Below are 16,930 nucleotides of genomic sequence, written 5' to 3'. Positions count from 1 at the left end.
ACCCGCCGGAGAACCACCGTGATGAGCCAATCAGTTTCAGGAGCAACTTGTTTATGAATGCGTCGTTAGGAACGCGTCGCGCCAACCTGGCGGAAACCGTGATCCAGGAGCTTTCCAGCCGGATCGACAATGGCACCTACGGCCCGGGGGCCAAGCTGCCCTCCGAGCAAGAGCTGTGCAAGGAATTCAACGTCAGCCGCCCGGTAGTCCGCGAAGCCGTGGCCTCCTTGCGCCTGGGCGGGCGCCTGATCGCGCGCCAGGGCGTGGGCGTGTTCGTGGTCGAGCAAGACGTCAAGCGCATCGGCTTTGCCATCGACAGCGTGGTCGATGACGTCCGCGCCGCCGCCCAGATTCTGGAACTGCGCCTAGGGATTGAAACCGAGTCGGTCGCCCGCGCTGCCGAGCGCCGCAGCCCAGCCAGCATGGCCGCGATCACCGAAGCGTTCGACCGCTTCAACTCGCTGGATGGGGCCACGGAAGAGGAAGAAGCGAAGGCCGATTTCGAGTTCCACCTGGCCATCGCGCGCGCCACCAACAACCCGCACTTCACCCAACTGCTGGAAGCGTTGGGGCCGGACATCATCCTTGACCTCAACCTCAAGCATGGCCAGGTGACCGGCAAGAACCGCCAGGCGCATATCAAGAAGATCGGCCGCGAGCATGGCGCGATTCTTTCGGCGATCAGCATGGGTGATGTGAACAGCGCACGCACGGCGCTGCGCAAGCACCTGGAAGAAAGCCTGTCGCGGTATCAGCGGTTGCTCGACAGCAAGGCCTGACCTGCCTTACGCAACGCGCTTCACTGGAGCAGCCTTGTGCTGCGAAGAGGCCCGTGACAAAACAGCAGATCTTCGCTGCTTTTACCGGCCTCTTCGCAGCACAAGGCTGCGCCTACAGTGGGATACCCTGTCCTTGGTTTAAAAGCTCAAAGCCCCAGGCACACGTACTTGATCTCCAGGTAATCCTCGATCCCGTAGCGCGAACCTTCCCTGCCCAAGCCCGACGCCTTCACCCCACCAAACGGCGCCACTTCGGTCGCCACCACCCCGACGTTCACGCCAACCATCCCATACTCCAGCGCCTCGGACACCCGCCACACCCGCCCGACATCCCGCGCATACACATAGCAAGCCAAGCCGAACTCGGTGTCATTGGCCTGGGCGATCACTTCCTCTTCAGTGCTGAAGCGGAAAATCGGCGCCACCGGCCCGAATATCTCTTCACGCGCCACCCGCATGTCGGGCGTTACATCCGCCAGCAAGGTCGGCTCGAAAAACGCCTCGCCCATCGCATGCCGCCGGCCACCGGTCACCACCCGCGCACCGCCCTCCACCGCCTCGCCTACCAGTTGCTCGACGCCCAGGGCGGCGCGCCCATCGATCATGGGCCCGACCTGAGTGCCCGGGGCATCACCCTGCCCTACCACCAGTTCACGCACCCGCTCGGCAAAGCGCTCGACGAAACGCGCGTAGATCCCGCCCTGGATGAAGAACCGGTTGGCACACACGCAGGTCTGCCCGCTGTTGCGAAACTTGGCGATCAACGCGCCTTCCACCGCCTTTTCGAGGTCAGCATCATCGAACACGATAAAAGGCGCGTTGCCACCCAGCTCCAGGGTCACTTTCTTCACCGTCGCTGCCGACTGCTGCAGCAACTGAATGCCAATCGGCGTCGAACCGGTAAACGACAACTTGCGCACTACCGGGCTGGCCGTCAGCTCGCCACCAATGGCGGCGGAGTCGCCTGTGACCACACTGAACACGCCGGCTGGAATACCCGCCCGCTCGGCCAGCACGCAAAGCGCCAGGGCGCTGAAGGGTGTCTGCGAGGCCGGCTTGAGCACCAGCGTGCAACCCGCCGCCAATGCGGGGGCCGCCTTGCGGGTGATCATGGCGGCCGGGAAGTTCCACGGAGTGATCGCTGCGCACACACCGATTGGCTCCTTGGTCACGATCAGCCGCCGATCGGCACTGGGCGACGGAATGACATCGCCATAAATGCGCTTGCCCTCCTCGGCATAGAACTCGACATAGGCGGCGGCAAATGCGATTTCGCCGCGGGACTCGGCCAGCGGCTTGCCCTGCTCGGCGGTCATGATGCGCGCCAGGTCTTCCTGGTGCGCGAGGATCTCGCGGAACCAGGCCTGCAGCCGGGCAGCGCGCTCCTTGGCGGTGAGTGCCCGCCAGGCTGGCAAGGCACGCTCAGCGGCGGCAATGGCGCGGCGGGTTTCGTCTACGCCCATGCGCGGCACATGGCCTAGCACTTCGCCGTTGGCCGGGTTGGTCACGGCGATGCGCTGGCCGTTGTCGGCCGCCTGCCATTTCCCGTCGATGTAGCACACTTCACGCAGCAGATCGTGATCGGCAAGTTTCATGTCGATTGGCTCGTTCGAGTAAGAAAAAAGGTGGGGGCCGAATAGCGCCCCACCTGAGGCAAAATCAGCGCTTGGCCTGCAGGGCCTTGTCGCGGATCTGGCTGAGGGTCATGCGCGGGGTCAAGGCTTCAGGGTCGACCTGCACCTCGATCAGGGCCGGTTTACCCGAGGCCTGGCAGCGCTCGAAGGCCCCCGCGAAATCTTCGGTGCGGGTGACGGTTTCGCCATGCAGGCCATAGGCGCGAGCCAACGCAGCGAAGTCCGGATTGTGCAGCTCGGTGCCACTCACGCGGCCGGGGTAGGTCCGCTCCTGGTGCATGCGGATGGTGCCGTACATGCCGTTGTTGACCACCACGGTGATCACCCGCGCATCGTAGTGCGCCGCCGTGGCCAACTCCTGGCCATTCATCAGGAAGCAACCATCACCCGCGAACGCCACCACAGTGCGCTGCGGATAGGTCAGCTTGGCTGCCACGGCTGCAGGCACGCCGTAGCCCATGGAGCCGTTGGTTGGCCCTAGCAAGGTGCGGAACACCCGGTGCTGGTAGCCCCGGTGCACCCAACCGGTGTAGTTGCCGGCACCGCAGGTGAGGATACTGTCGGCTGGCAGGGTCTTGTTCAGCCAGGCGATCACTTCGCTCATCTGCACAGCGCCGGGCGAGCGCGGCGTCTCGAAGTTGCCGCGATAGCCGCTGTTGAGGCTGGCGGTCCAGTCACCGAAGGCGTGCGGCTGCACGGCTGGCAGCGCCGCAGCCTGGCTCAGGAAACTGGCCGGGCCAGCATTGATCCCCAAAGTCGGCTGATAGACACGGCCGATTTCCTCCGCGCTCGCATGCACGTGCACCAACGCCTGCTTGGGCGTGGGGATCTCGACCAGGGCGTAGCCACCTGTGGTCATCTCACCCAGCCGGGCACCGACCACGATCAGCAGGTCCGATTGCTTCACCGCATCGACCAGTATCGGACCGGCTGCCAGGCCGAGGTCGCCGGCGTAATGCGGGTCGGTGTTGTCGAACAGGTCCTGGCAGCGGAATGACGCCGCCAGCGGCAGATTTTGAACCTGCACGAAACGCTTGAGGTCAGCCACGGCGTGGTCGTTCCAACCGCCCCCACCGGCGATGACCAGGGGCTTACTCGCCTTGGCCAACAAGGCTTGCAGCTCATCCAGCGCAGCAGGCGCCGGGGCCGCCTCAACGCGCTGCGCCGGGCGAGCATCGGCAACTTGCACCAGGTCGGTGAGCATGTCTTCCGGCAGCGCGATCACCACCGGCCCCGGGCGGCCGCTGATGGCGCGCTGGAAGGCTTGGTTAACCAGTTCGGGGATGCGCGCCGCATCGTCGATCTGCACCACCCACTTGGCCATCTGGCCGAACATGCGCCGGTAATCCACCTCCTGGAAGGCTTCGCGCTCAATCTGGTCACGGGCCACCTGGCCAATGAACAGCAGCATCGGCGTGGAGTCTTGGAAGGCGGTGTGTACACCGACCGAGGCATTGGTGGCCCCAGGGCCACGGGTAACGAAGCAGATACCCGGCTTGCCGGTGAGCTTGCCGTAGGCCTCGGCCATGTACGCCGCCCCGCCCTCCTGGCGGCAGACGATCAGGTCAATTTCGTCCTGCACATCATGCAGCGCGTCGAGCACCGCCAGGTAGCTTTCACCCGGCACACAGAAAGCGCGCTCCACGCCGTTCACCCGCAAGGCATCGACCAGTACCTGACCGCCACTGCGCTTCACTTCAGCGTTACTCATTGTTGTTCTCCTCAGGCAGTGCAGTCAGATGACCGAGTCTTCCAAAAACGGCTTGTTGTCGATGACCCGCTGGTAGGACAGCGCGCTCAGGTCCAGCGAGCGGTAGCTGCCATAGGTGATCAGCTCGGACAACCCACGGCCGATGGCCGGCGCCTGTTGCAGGCCATGGCCACTGAAGCCGTTGCAGAACAGGAAGTTGCTGACCTCGTTGTGCGGCCCGACGATGGCGTTATGGTCGAGCACGCAGAAGTCGTAGTGACCAGCCCAGAAGTTGACCACCTTGATGCCCTCGAAGGCAGGTACGCGCTCGGCGAGGATCGGCCAGACTTCTTCGTCGAACTCTTCGTGCAGTACGTCGAAGTCTTCGAAGTCCACTTCCGGGTCGTTTTTCGGGTAGGTGCCGCCCAAGTAGAACTTGCCCTCAGGGCGGAAGAACACCCCGGTCGGGTCGATAGTCAGCGGCACGGTGCCTTGCAGCGGGGTGCGGCAGTCGAACACGAACAGCGAGCGGCGACGTGGTTCGACCGGGATGTCCAGGCCGGCCATGCGCGCCACCTTGGTGCCCCGGGTGCCGGCGCAGTTGACCAGCAGGCCACAACCGATGCGCTCGCCACTGGCCAGTTGCACCGCGGTGATGCGATCGCCTTCGCGCTGGATACCCACCACCTCGTTCTCGATGTACTCGATGCCCATCGCGCGCGCCTTGCGCCGGAAGCCGTTGAGCATGCCCAGGCTGTCGAACCAGCCTTCACCGCTCTGGCCGTAGCTCGCCCCGGCCAGGCTGTCGATGTTCACCCACGGGAACTTGCGCTGGAGCTGCTCAGGGTCGAGCAAATGCACATCGGCGCCATGCGAGACCTGGGTGTCGTGCAACCGGCGCAGCACTTCATAGCCCTTGTCGTCGCCCAGGAACAGGTAGCCGTTCTCGTGGAAGGCGAGGTCCGGACGGTCGCCGTCCACCGCCATCACCTCGGGGAAGTTACGCACGAACTCGGCGCCGAACTTGGAGATTTCGATATTGATCGGGTTGGAAAACTGCTGGCGGATCGAGCTGCTCGACAGCGCGGTGGCCGACTTGTTGTAGGTCCAGTCGCGCTCGATGACCAGTACCGACCCCTTGAAGTCAGGGTTATTGGCCAGGAAGTAGGCGGTGGCACTGCCGTTGACCGCGCCGCCGACGATCACCACATCGTAGTTGTGTTGTTTAGCGGTAGAAGCCATGGAATAAGCTCTCTTCTGATGTGGGCGTTAGATCGGGTCTTCGAAGTGCCCGGCGCCGGCGAAGTTGCCACCGTGGTAGCGCGCTGCAGGCTCGTTCGGGTCGAGCGGCGGGTGCTCGGCCAGCACCTTGTCGCGGTAGCTGTCGGCGCTGTCCTTGGGCACGTAGCCAAGCGACGACGCCAGGCGGTTGTCCCACAGGCTTTCGCGGTTGGCCGACATGCCGTAGACGATCATGTGCCCGACCCGCGGCGCCAGCAGCGAGCGCTCGGTGAGCTGGGCAAAGTCGTCGAACGACAGCCAGGTGGCGAGCATGCGTCGGTCCAGGGGCTCGGGGAACGACGAGCCAATGCGCAGGTTCACCGACTCGACGCCGAACTTGTCCCAGTAATAGCGGCCCAGGTCCTCGGCGAAGCACTTGCTGACGCCGTACAGGCTGTCGGGGCGATGCGCAGCAGTGGCGTCGATGGTCTCGGTGCGGTCATAGAAGCCGATGGCATGGTTGGAGCTGGTGTACACCACCCGCTTCACGCCATTGCGTCGAGCCGCTTCGTAGATGTTGTAGGTGCCGACGATGTTGCCGTTGAGGATCTTGTCGAAGGTGTCTTCGAGCGGCACGCCACCGGCATGCACAATGGCATCGACGCCTTCGGTCAGCGGCAGCACATCGTTGAAGTTGGCCAAGTCGCAGCGGATCAGTTGCTCGTGCGGCGCTGCATGGCCCAGGTCAGCGATGTCGGTCAGGCGCAACTCATCGGCAAAGGCTGCCAGGTGCTTGCGCAGCACGCTGCCCAGGCGCCCGGCGGCGCCGGTGATCAGCAGGCGTTTGAATGGCTTGCTCATGTATTACCTCTTTGTCTGCAAGGGCTCAGGACAAGGCCGCGAACGCATCGCGCAATTGCCCCAGGGCTTGTTCCAGTTCCTGCCGCGACGTGGCGAACGACAGGCGTATGTAGGGTTCCAGGCCGAAGGCCGAGCCCGGCACGGTGGCCACCTTGCCGACCCGCAGCAAGTAGGCCGACAGGTCGGCATCGTTGGCGATTACCTGGCCATCTGGCGTGTGTTTGCCCATGAACGCCGCGACATTGGGGAAGGCATAGAACGCCCCTTGCGGCATTTGCAGGCTCAGCCCCTTGATGTCGGCCAGCCCGCGCACCACCAGCGCACCCCGCGCCTGGTACTCGCGGTTGGCCTCGCGGACGAAGTCCTGCGGACCATTGAGGGCCGCCATCGCTGCCAATTGAGAAATGCTCGACGGGCAGGTTGTAGTCTGCGACTGGGTCTTGTTCATCGCGACGACCAGGTCCTTGGGGCCTGCCGCGTAGCCCAGGCGGTAGCCGGTCATGGCATAAGCCTTGGACACCCCGTTGATCAGCAAGGTGCGCTCGCGCAGGTGCGGGCACGCCGTGACAAAGGACACGAAGGGCTGGTCGCCGAGGACGATGTGCTCGTAGATCTCATCGGAGATCACCAGCACATGGGGGTGACGGTCCAGTACCTCGCCCAGCGCAGCGAACTCCTCACGGGTAAAGATCGCCCCGCTCGGGTTGTTCGGCGAATTCAGCATCAGCCAGCGGGTGCGCGGGGTGATGGCCGCCTCCAGTTGATCAGGCTTGAGCTTGAAGCCCTGCGCCGCATCGCACGGTATGACCTTGGGCACGCCGCCGTTGAGCATCGCCATGTCGGTGTACGACACCCAGTACGGCGCCGGGGTGATCACTTCGTCACCCGGCTCAAGGGTGGCCAGGAAGGCGTTGAACAGCAGCTGTTTGGCGCCGTTGCCGACGCAGATCTCATCCAGGCCATAGGCCAGGTCGTTTTCCCGGGCGAACTTGTCGACGATGGCCTGGCGCAGCACCTCCAGGCCGTTGGGCCCGGTGTAGTGGTTGTTGCCGGCCAGCATCGCCTGGTGCGCGGCCTCGATGACATGACCCGGGACGTTGTAGTCCGGCTCGCCGAGGCTCAGGTTGATCACCGGCTCGCCCTGGGCCAGCATCTGCTTGGCCAGCACCGACACGGCCATGCTCGGCGAGCTTTTTACCGCGCGTACGCGGCTGCTTTGCACATCCATGGTCTAGCGCTCCTGTGCGGCATCGAAGCCGTAGTCGTCACGCGCCTGTTCGGCGCTGATGTAGCCAAAGCGCACGTCCCGCTCGACCTGCTGGCGGTCGCGCTGACGCGGGTCGCCATAGCCGCCGCCACCGGGCAGGCGCAGCACCAGGCGGCGCTCTGCGGGGACGAACTGCTGGCCCTTGCCGCGCAGCAGGGTGCCGTCATCCAGGCCGACGTAGCCTTCGGCACCGGCCTGCCCACCCTCAAGGCCGCGGGCAGCATGCTGAATGCGGTCGAACATGGCGCTGAAGCGGAAGCTGTAGCCCTCAGCCGCCGACACTTCAATTTCCTGGCCCAGGCCGCCGCGCAGCTGACCCGCGCCACCGGAGCCCTCACGCAACTCTTTGCGCCAGACCACCACGGGGCCAGCATGCTCGGTGGCCTCCACTGGCATGGTGTGCACGCCGCTGGGGAATGCCGTGGCGCTCAGGCCATCCATCGCCGAGCGCGCGCCCATGCCACCGCTGTTGAACATCAGCATCTCGGCGTTGCGCCCACTTGGGTTGCTCTCCAACGGACGCACGCTCAAGTGCAGGTTCCACAGCGCACTGGCGCCTTCTGCCGGGACCTTGCCCGGCAGGCACTTGTGCAGCGCTCCCAGCACCAGGTCTGGTACGAAGTGGCCCAGTACGTGACGCACCGACACCGGCGCCGGGTGCTTGGCATTGAGGATGCAACCCTCGGGCGCAGTGACCTCGAACGGCGCCAGTGACGCCGTGTTGTTGGGGATCTCCGGCGCAACGATGCATTTGAGCCCATAGCAGGCATAGGCCTTGGCATAGCCCAGGGGCACGTTGATGCCGAACTGGCTCATGCCCGAGGTGCCGGTGAAGTCGCTCTTGATGCCATCGGGGCCAACGGTGAGGGTCACCGCCAGGGTCACCGGCACGTCATAGCCGTCCAAGGTCATGCTGTTGCTGTAGGTGCCGTGGGGCAGCGATTTGAAGCATTCCAGCGTGGCCCGGCGGCTGTGCTCCAGAATGAAACCGCCAATGTGCTCCAGGTCATCCAGCTGGAACTCGTCGAGCATGTCGAGCAGGCGCTTGTGGCCGGTTTCGTTGCATGCCGACAAGGCGTAGAAGTCACCCACGACGCGGTCGTTCTCGCGCACGTTGTTGCGCAGGATGTTGATCAGGTCACGGTTGACCTTGCCACGCTCGAACAGCTTCATGATCGGGATGAACAGGCCTTCTTCATACACCTCGCGGGCATCCGGGCCAAAGCCGCGGCCACCGATATCGACCACATGGGCGGTGCTGGCGAAGTAGCCGATCAGCCTGCCCTTGTAGAAGGACGGCGAAACGATGGTGATGTCGTGCAGGTGGCCCGTGCCCTTCCACGGGTCGTTGGTCACATAGACGTCACCCTCGAAGATGTTGTCCTCACCAATGTCATTGATGAAGTGCGCCACTGCCTCGGCCATGGTATTGACGTGGCCCGGCGTACCGGTGACCGCCTGGGCCAGCATGTTGCCGGTGCGGTCGAAGACGCCGGCAGACAGGTCGCCCGCCTCACGCACACTGGTGGAGAAGGCGGTGCGGATCAACGTCAGCGCCTGCTCTTCGACCACCGAGACCAGGCGGTTCCACATCACCTGCATTTGAATGTCGATCAACGTATCGCTCATGGTTCTGGCTTCCGAATCAGGCGTTAGCGGCGCACGACCAGCAGGCAGCCGTCTGGCTGGACCGTGGCGGTGAAGTTGGAGGTGACGAAGGTCGAGGTTTCGCGCTCGACGATGATCGCCGGGCCGTCGACGCGGGCACCCACCTGCAGCGCTTCGCGCGGGTGAATGCCGGCCTCGACGAAACCACCGGCAGCCACATCGAACACTGGGCGCTTGGCCTGCTCTTGGGCGCGGTAGGAGGCCTTGACCTCTTCCACTTGCTGCACCGGCGGCAGGGGCGAACTGGCCTTGACCGACCAGCTGACGATCTCGATGTCTGGCCCCTCGATCGGGCGACCGAAGAAGTGCGTGTAGGCCTCTTCAAAGAGGCTTTTGAACTGCGCGGTATCGGCATTGCTGAAGGGCTTGAACGGGAGCGCAACGGGGATTTCCCAGCCCTGGCCGACGTAACGCATGAACGCGGTGCAATCCATCTCCGGCTCACCCTCGGGCATGCCCTGGCGCAGGAAGCCCAGCGACTCGGCTTTCATTTCTGCGATCAGGTCGTTGATGCGCGCGGCATCGAATTCGGACAAGCGCACGAACGCACTGCGCACGGCTTCGTAGCCGAACGGCGCCCGCAGGAAGCCGATGGCCGAGCCCACCCCCGCACCGGCTGGGACGATGAAGCGTGACACGCCCATCTTCTCGCACAGCCGCGCTGCATGCAGCGGGCCGCCGCCGCCGAAGGTGATCATGGTGTAGTCGGCAATGTCCTTGCCGCTTTCCACGGCGTGCACACGGCCGGCGTTGGCCATGTTTTCGTCGACCACTTCACACACGCCGAAGGCGGCCGTGTCGGCAGCGATGCCCAGTGGTTGGCCAATCACCCGGGCCATGGCATTGGCGGCGCTGTCGGTGGAGAGGCGCAGGGCGCCCCCTGCGAAGTTGTCTGCATCCAGGCGGCCGAGCAGCAGGTTGGCGTCGGTGATGGTCGGCTCCAGGCCACCTCTGCCATAGCAGGCCGGGCCGGGTTCGGAAGCGGCGCTGTGCGGGCCGACGCGAATCTGGCGCATGCTGTCGATGCTGGCGATCGAACCGCCGCCAGCGCCGATCTCGACCATTTCTACCACCGGGATGGAGATCGGCATGCCACTGCCCTTCTTGAAGCGATAGGTGCGGGCCACTTCGAAGGTCTTGGCGGTTTTGGGCACCTGGTCCTCGATCAGGCAAATCTTCGCCGTGGTGCCGCCCATGTCGAACGACAGCACGTTTTCCAATTGGTAACGGCGCGCGATATCAGCGGCGAAAATCGCACCACCGGCTGGCCCCGACTCCACCAGGCGCACCGGGAACTCGGCGGCGCTTTGCACCGAGATGATGCCGCCACCGGAGTGGATCATGAACACCGGGCAATCGGCGCCCTCTTGCTTGAGGGTCACCACCAGGCGGTCGAGGTAGGACTTGATCAGCGGCTTGACGTAGGCGTTGGCACACACGGTGTTGAAGCGCTCGAACTCGCGCATCTGCGGTGAGACTTCGCTGGAAATCGAGATCGACAGCTGCGGCAGGCGTGCCTGCAGCGCGTCGCGCAGCTGACGTTCGTGGGCGCCGTTGACATAACTGTGGATGAAGCCGATGGCCACGCTCTGGTAATCACCTTCGGCGATGCGCTCGACCAGCGCGTCGATCTCGGCCTGCTCGGGGGCGATCAGCACCCGGCCTTTGACATCCAGGCGTTCACGCAGGGTATAGCGGTGTTCGCGGTCGATCAGTGGCGGCGGCAGGACAATGTTGATGTCGTACTGCTCGAAGCGGTTTTCGGTGCGCATCTCCAGGGTGTCACGCAAGCCTTCGGTGGTGATGAAGGCGGTGCGTGCACCGCGGCGCTCGATCAGCGCGTTGGTAGCCAGGGTGGTGCCATGGATCAGCTGATCGATATCCGAAAGGGCCAGGCCAGCCTGCTCCACCACCTGGCGCACGCCGGTGAGGATGGCCCGCTCGGGCAGCTCGTAGTCGGTCAGGATCTTGGTCGAATGCAGCACGCCGTCCACATCCAGCGCGATATCGGTGAAGGTCCCGCCTATGTCCACGCCGACCCGGCATGATGTCGCAGTCATCGTCATATCCCCTGCAATGCTTTGTAGTTGTCTTGACCTGCTGAAACGGTCTTCATGTAAGTTATATGTTGTCTTACATGTGGTCAAGCATCTGCGGCTGGAATTCTGTAATGATTTCGAGGGCCTCTTCGCGGGTAAACCCGCTCCCACACACCTGCGAAGAGGCCGCCCAGGTCAGCCCGCTGTCTTGACCATCCGCCCACCCCCCACCGCCTGTGCGGTAGGGAACACTTCAAGCCGCGACACATCCACCTGCCGTGGCATCTTCAATGCCGCCAGCAGCAGTTGGGCGATGTCCGCCGGCTGGATCGACTCATAACCGTCATACAGCTCGCTGCCCGCCGCCTGCATGCCCATCGCCGTCTTGTACAGCTGGGTCTGTACTCGGCCCGGGGCAATCTCGGTCACCCGCACGCCACTGCCCAGCAGGTCGCAGCGCAAGGCATCGCAGAACAAGCTCACGCCAGCCTTGGAAGCGCCATACACCGCGGCCCCTGGGTGTGGCGCGCGGCCGGCACTGGAGCCGATGAAAAACAGATGCCCCCTGCCCCGCTCGAGCATGCCCGGCAACACCTGGCGCGTCAGGTGCAGCGGCGCCTTGAGGTTGATGTCGAGCATGTTGTCGATCTCGTCCTCGTCAATGTCCTGGAAGGCGGCACGGGTCGAGAGAATGCCAGCATTGTTCACCAGCACGTCCACCGGCAGCCCCTCCAGCGCGGTACTCAACGCACGGTAGTCACGCACGTCTGCCTGCAGGGTTGTCACGCCCGGCTCACGGGCAAGTTCTGCCAACGCTTCGGGGCTGCGCCCCACAGCGATGACCTGCAGGCCGGCATCGCGCAGCGCCAGCACGATCGCCTTGCCGATACCGCTGGTGGCCCCGGTCACCAGCGCGCGCTGGTAGCCCTCGGGGAAAGCGACTTCAGGCATAGATGTAGCCTCCGCTGACGATCACGTTTTCGCCGGTGGCGTAGCTGTTGCGGCTACTGCCCATCATCACGATCCATTCGGCGATTTCTGCCGGCTCCGCTGCGCGGCCCAGCGGGTTGGCAGCTGCCAGCTCGCCCAGGAAGCCCAGTTGCTTGGCGCGTTCGGTGGCAAAGCCGGCCGGGGCCACCGAGTTGACCAGGATCTGGTCCTTGGCACAGGCCTGGGCGAACGATTTGGTCAGGCTGACCACCGCGGCCTTGGTTGCCGCGTAATGGGCATTCTGGGGGTGAGCCTTGAACGCATCCACGGAGGTGACGTTGACGATACGCCCCGTCACTGCGGGCGCTGCCACGTACTGCTGCATGTGGCGCACGGCGGCGACCATCATGTGGTAGGTGCCTTTGATGTTGACGGCGTTCTCCAGGTCCCACTCTTCATCGCTGATCTCGAAGATATCCTGGCGCGGGTAGATCGCCGCGCTGTTGACCAGGCAATGGACCCGGCCCAGGGCTTCGACAATTTCGGCGAAGGCGGCATGGGCGGTGTCCTTGCGGGCGATGTCGCCGACCGCGATGGCCACCTCTACACCCTGCCCGCGCAACGCTTCGGCTGCTTGTACCAACAACTGCTCATTTCGGTCGATCAGGCCGATCTTGCCGGCGCCACGCTTGGCCATCAGCCGGGCTGTTTCCAGGCCCAGACCCGAGGCGCCACCTACGATCACCACCGTTTGATTATCCACACAACACCTCCGCGATTGAGTCTTTACGTAAGATGCCTGTTGTCTTACATTTGGTCAAACATCAATTCGCCGAAAGGTCCCGCCATGCCCGCCTCCAGCCTCTCGCCCGTCCCTGCCCCGCAAGCCCGGGATCGCCTGCTGGAGGCGGCCAGCACGCTGTTTGCCAGCCGCGGCTACCAGGCCATCGGCCTGCGCGACCTGGCCAGCCACCTGGGCTTGCATGCCGGGTCGCTGTACCACCACATCGAGAGCAAGCAAGGTCTATTGTTCGAGCTGATCGAATCGAGCCTGGCCGACTTGCTGTACGAAACCCGACAATGCCTCAAAGGCGCCGGCTCCACCAGCGAGCGCTTGCAGTGCTTCGTCCAGGCCTTTGTCGCCTACAGCCAGGCCAACCCAGACAAGCTGACCCTGCTGACGCGCGAGGCGGTCAACCTGAGTGAGGAGCAGGTGTTGCAGGTGGAACAGTTGAAGGCCGAATACAGCGGGCTGCTCAGCGACATTGTCGCGGCCGAATGCGGGCTAACTGCAGCCCGCGCACGGTCGATTGCCCATGCAGTGCTGGGCCTGCTGTGCGGGCAGGCGCAGTGGGGGGCGGTGATGATGGCGCGGGAGCAACTGGTGATGTTTGTGCAGGGGATTGTTGGGACGGGCAAACCGTCTAAGCACGCAATGCCTCTGTAGCCGAATGGTCAGCGGAATAAGAATATAAGTTCTTATTCTTTTTTGGCCGCACCCAAATCCTCTATAACTCTCCCAACTGTACAGCCGCCAACACCCGGCCAACTGTCTGCAGCGCAACACCCGATCAACAGCCAGCGCCCGCACGGCAACATCGCCCCGGGCGCTAAAACGCGTAACCAGTTGATCTAAAATAGGTTTTATAAACGGCACGACGATTGCTCCAGCAAAGTCCCCCGCTCAACCCGAACCGGAGACTTGCCCATGAGCACCCCACTGAATGTCGTCGCCCTGTCTGGCGGTACTTCCCGCCCTTCGCGCACCTTGGCCCTGACCGAGGCGATCCTCGCGGAACTGGCCGAACACCTGAACATCAAGCCCCACCTCATCGACCTGGGTGACATTGCCCGCCCGTTGGGCAGTGCCCTGTGGCGAAGCGAGCTGCCCGAGGCCGTGGAGCAGCAACTGCGGCTGGTGGAAAAGGCCGACCTGCTGGTGGTGACCACGCCGGTGTACCGCGGCAGCTTTACCGGCCACTTCAAGCACCTGTTCGACCTTATTGGCCAGGACGCCCTGGTCGACACCCCAGTGCTGCTCGCCGCCACTGGGGGCAGTGAGCGCCACGCGCTGGTGCTCGATCACCAGTTGCGCCCGCTGTTCAGCTTCCTCCAGGCCCTGACACTGCCGATTGGTGTGTTTGCCAGCCAAGCGGAACTGGCCGACTACCGCGTTTCCAGCGAGGCCCTCGCCGCGCGTATCCGCCTGGCCGCCGAACGTGCTGTGCCGCTGTTCGGCGCCCATCACGCGCTGCGCAAAAGCGCCTGAGGAGCGGCCATGAATGCACCGGTAAACACGGCACCACGCCCTGCCCTGGCCATCGCCCGCGAGTTGGCTGGGCAGTTCGCCCAGACCGCCGTCGAGCGTGACGAGCGCGGCGGTACGCCCAAGGCTGAGCGCGACGCGCTGCGTGGCAGCGGCCTGTTGTCGCTGGCTATCCCACAAGCGTTCGGTGGCCAAGGCGCGAGCTGGTTCGATACTTTCGAAGTGGTGCGCGAGTTCGCCCGGGTCGACAGCTCCATTGCCCACGTCTTCGGTTTCCATCACCTGATGCTGGCCACCGTGCGCCTGTTTTCGCGCCCAGACCAATGGCAGCCGTGGTTCGAGCAGACTGCACGCAAGCAGTGGTTTTGGGGTAACGCCCTCAACCCGCTGGACACACGCACCGTGGTCAAGCACTTCGACGGTTGGTGCGAGTTCTCTGGCAAGAAGAGCTTCTGCTCCGGTGCCAGCGACTCGGAAATGCTGATCGCCTCCGCCGTGGACGAACGCGCGGGCGGCAAACTGCTGATCGCCGCGATCCCCAGTGGCCGCACCGGTATCAGCCTGCACGGCGACTGGCACAACATCGGCCAGCGCCAGACCGACAGCGGCAGCGCCACGTTTGAACGAGTGCGGGTCGAGCACACTGAACTGCTGCTCGACCCAGGGCCGCTGAGCACGCCCTTCGCCGCCTTGCGCCCGCTGATTGCGCAACTGCATTTTACCAACCTGTTCCTGGGTATCGCCGAAGGCGCGTACGAGGAAGCCCGCCAGTACACCCTCAAGGAAAGCCGGCCGTGGTTCCGCTCAAACGCCACCACCACTGCCGAAGACCCTTATGTGCTGCGCCATTACGGCGAGTTCTGGGTCGGCCTGGAAAGCGTCCGTTTGCTGATCGAGCGCGCTGCCCGCCAGCTCGATAGCGCCTGGACCAAGGAGCATGCTTTGAGCGCAGAGGAACGCGGCGACCTGGCCCTGGCCATCGGCACTGCCAAGGTTGCCGCCAGCCGCCATGGCCTGGATATCTGCAACCGGCTGTTCGAGGTCACCGGTGCCCGCGCTACCCACGCCTCGCTGCGCTTCGACCGCCACTGGCGCAACCTGAGGACACAGACCCTGCACGACCCCGTGGACTACCGCATCCATGAGTTGGGCGAGTGGGCCCTCAACGGCAAGCGCCCTGCCCCCTCCTTCTATTCCTGAGGATTGCCCATGCAACTACTGACCCTCCCCCCGTCCCCGACACTGGCCACCTCGATCAGGGCGACCGCGCAGGTTTTCGAAGACCCCAGGTCACAGGCGCTGCTCGCCCACCTGCAACAGGTCGCGCCGAGTGAGGCGAGCGTGCTGATCATCGGCGAAACCGGCACGGGCAAGGAGCTGGTCGCACGCCATATTCATAACCTCAGCGGCCGGCGTAACGGCCCATTCGTCGCGGTCAATTGCGGGGCGTTTTCCGAGTCGCTGGTGGAGGCCGAGCTGTTCGGCCATGAAAAAGGCGCCTTCACCGGCGCCCTGGCGGCCAAGGCCGGCTGGTTCGAGGAGGCTGACGGTGGCACGCTGTTCCTCGATGAGATTGGCGACCTGCCCTTGCCGATCCAGGTCAAGCTGCTGCGGGTGTTGCAGGAGCGCGAAGTGGTGCGGCTGGGTTCACGCAAAAGCATCCCGATCAATGTGCGGGTGCTGGCGGCGACCAACGTGCAGCTGGAGAAGGCCATCAATGCCGGGCATTTTCGCGAGGACCTGTATTACCGGCTGAACGTGGTGACCTTGCAGTTGCACCCGCTGCGTGACCGGCCAGGTGACATCCTGCCATTGGCGCGTCATTTCATTCGCAGCTACAGCGACCGGCTGGGCTACGGGCCGGTGGAACTGAGCCCGACGGCCCAGGCCAAGCTGGTTGACTATGCGTGGCCGGGCAATATCCGTGAGTTGGAAAACGTCATTCACCACAGCTTGTTGACCTGTGCTGACGGGGTGATCCAGGCGCAGGATTTGCGGCTGTCCAACCTGCGTATCGAACGGCAGGAGGAGCCTGCCAGCAATGCCGTGGAGGAACTGCTGCAGCGGGCGTTTAGCCAATTGTACGAGGAGCAGCCCGGGGGGCTGTACGAGAAGGTCGAAAATGCCCTGCTGCGCTCGGCGTACCGTTTTTGCCATTACAACCAGGTGCATACCGCGCAGTTGCTGGGGCTGTCGCGCAACATCACCCGGACCCGGCTGATTGCGATTGGCGAGTTGGTGGTGAACAAAAGGCGGGGGCAAGAATCGCAGGTTATGGATAACCGGGTGGTGCGGTTGTCGATTTGAAATGTGCAGTGCCTGTACCGGCCTCTTCGCGGGTAAACCCGCTCCCACAGGTATTCCACTGCTTTCAAGGCCAGTGAAGATCCTGTGGGAGCGGGTTTACCCGCGAAGAGGCCGGTATGTGCCACTCAAATGCTAGGTGCGGTCACCGCCATGATCATCGCCGACATCATGATCGGCACCATCATCGGCGCCATGCCCTACACCGTGGGCCTCGCCAACACTGTGATTCGCTTCGTGATTCGCTTCGTGGTTGGCCTCATGGTTGGCC

14 protein-coding genes are annotated in these 16,930 nt (G+C 64.0%); 5 read left to right on the top strand and 9 right to left on the bottom strand.

The genetic code is table 11. From position 1 onward, the window contains the following. Window positions 1-53: 53 nt before the first annotated feature. Window positions 54-779: a FadR/GntR family transcriptional regulator gene (locus MFF34_RS24770; RefSeq protein WP_238217066.1), complete on the top strand. Its 726-nt coding sequence runs from the start codon at window positions 54-56 to the stop codon at window positions 777-779. Between the two features lie 146 nt (window positions 780-925). Here the strand turns inward: MFF34_RS24770 and MFF34_RS24765 are convergent, their stop codons facing one another. The 9 genes from MFF34_RS24765 to MFF34_RS24725 all read right to left on the bottom strand — a co-directional run bounded on the left by MFF34_RS24765 (window position 926) and on the right by MFF34_RS24725 (window position 12,852). Next, complete coding sequence (locus MFF34_RS24765; protein WP_238217064.1) at window positions 926-2,374, bottom strand: NAD-dependent succinate-semialdehyde dehydrogenase; 1,449 nt, start codon at window positions 2,372-2,374, stop codon at window positions 926-928. A 64-nt stretch (window positions 2,375-2,438) separates the two neighbouring features. Continuing rightward, window positions 2,439-4,124: a thiamine pyrophosphate-binding protein gene (locus MFF34_RS24760; protein ID WP_238217061.1), complete on the bottom strand. Its 1,686-nt coding sequence runs from the start codon at window positions 4,122-4,124 to the stop codon at window positions 2,439-2,441. A gap of 24 nt (window positions 4,125-4,148) precedes the next feature. Further along, window positions 4,149-5,345, bottom strand: a complete 1,197-nt coding sequence (locus MFF34_RS24755; RefSeq protein ID WP_238217059.1) for an FAD-binding oxidoreductase — start codon at window positions 5,343-5,345, stop codon at window positions 4,149-4,151. A 27-nt stretch (window positions 5,346-5,372) separates the two neighbouring features. After that, window positions 5,373-6,185, bottom strand: coding sequence for an NAD(P)-dependent oxidoreductase (locus MFF34_RS24750; protein WP_238217057.1), 813 nt, complete (start codon window positions 6,183-6,185; stop codon window positions 5,373-5,375). Window positions 6,186-6,210: 25 nt separating this feature from the next. Further along, window positions 6,211-7,413 (bottom strand): pyridoxal phosphate-dependent aminotransferase, encoded by a 1,203-nt coding sequence (locus MFF34_RS24745; RefSeq protein ID WP_238217055.1) that lies wholly within the window; start codon window positions 7,411-7,413, stop codon window positions 6,211-6,213. Window positions 7,414-7,416: 3 nt separating this feature from the next. Further along, on the bottom strand, window positions 7,417-9,081 hold the full coding sequence (locus MFF34_RS24740; RefSeq protein ID WP_238217054.1) for a hydantoinase B/oxoprolinase family protein: 1,665 nt from the start codon (window positions 9,079-9,081) through the stop codon (window positions 7,417-7,419). A gap of 23 nt (window positions 9,082-9,104) precedes the next feature. Beyond that, window positions 9,105-11,180, bottom strand: a complete 2,076-nt coding sequence (locus MFF34_RS24735) for a hydantoinase/oxoprolinase family protein (protein WP_238217052.1) — start codon at window positions 11,178-11,180, stop codon at window positions 9,105-9,107. 174 nt (window positions 11,181-11,354) lie between these two features. Further along, window positions 11,355-12,110, bottom strand: coding sequence for an SDR family oxidoreductase (locus MFF34_RS24730; RefSeq protein ID WP_238217050.1), 756 nt, complete (start codon window positions 12,108-12,110; stop codon window positions 11,355-11,357). After that, complete coding sequence (locus tag MFF34_RS24725) at window positions 12,103-12,852, bottom strand: SDR family NAD(P)-dependent oxidoreductase (RefSeq protein WP_238217048.1); 750 nt, start codon at window positions 12,850-12,852, stop codon at window positions 12,103-12,105. Before MFF34_RS24725 ends, MFF34_RS24730 begins: the two co-directional genes overlap by 8 nt. Before the next feature lie 84 nt (window positions 12,853-12,936). Between MFF34_RS24725 and MFF34_RS24720 the strand changes: the two genes are divergently transcribed. From MFF34_RS24720 to sfnR, 4 genes are all read left to right on the top strand, one after another. Beyond that, the gene (locus tag MFF34_RS24720) at window positions 12,937-13,536 is read left to right on the top strand and encodes a TetR/AcrR family transcriptional regulator (protein WP_238217046.1); all 600 of its coding nucleotides are present in this window, start codon (window positions 12,937-12,939) and stop codon (window positions 13,534-13,536) included. Between the two features lie 261 nt (window positions 13,537-13,797). After that, window positions 13,798-14,358 (top strand): FMN reductase, encoded by a 561-nt coding sequence (gene msuE, locus MFF34_RS24715; RefSeq protein ID WP_099428959.1) that lies wholly within the window; start codon window positions 13,798-13,800, stop codon window positions 14,356-14,358. A gap of 9 nt (window positions 14,359-14,367) precedes the next feature. Continuing rightward, window positions 14,368-15,555, top strand: a complete 1,188-nt coding sequence (locus MFF34_RS24710; protein ID WP_238217043.1) for an acyl-CoA dehydrogenase family protein — start codon at window positions 14,368-14,370, stop codon at window positions 15,553-15,555. 9 nt (window positions 15,556-15,564) lie between these two features. Then, window positions 15,565-16,662 carry a sigma54-dependent transcriptional activator SfnR gene (gene sfnR, locus MFF34_RS24705; RefSeq protein ID WP_238217042.1) on the top strand — a complete coding sequence of 366 codons (1,098 nt, stop codon included), beginning with the start codon at window positions 15,565-15,567 and terminating at the stop codon, window positions 16,660-16,662. The last annotated feature ends 268 nt before the right edge of the window (window positions 16,663-16,930 follow it).

Origin of the sequence: Pseudomonas sp. PAGU 2196, from assembly GCF_022179005.1 — a bacterium.
Taxonomy (GTDB): Bacteria; Pseudomonadota; Gammaproteobacteria; order Pseudomonadales; family Pseudomonadaceae; genus Aquipseudomonas; species Aquipseudomonas kermanshahensis.
The sequence above is the reverse complement of the archived record's forward strand: the minus strand, read 5'-3'. Positions and strand labels throughout refer to the sequence as shown.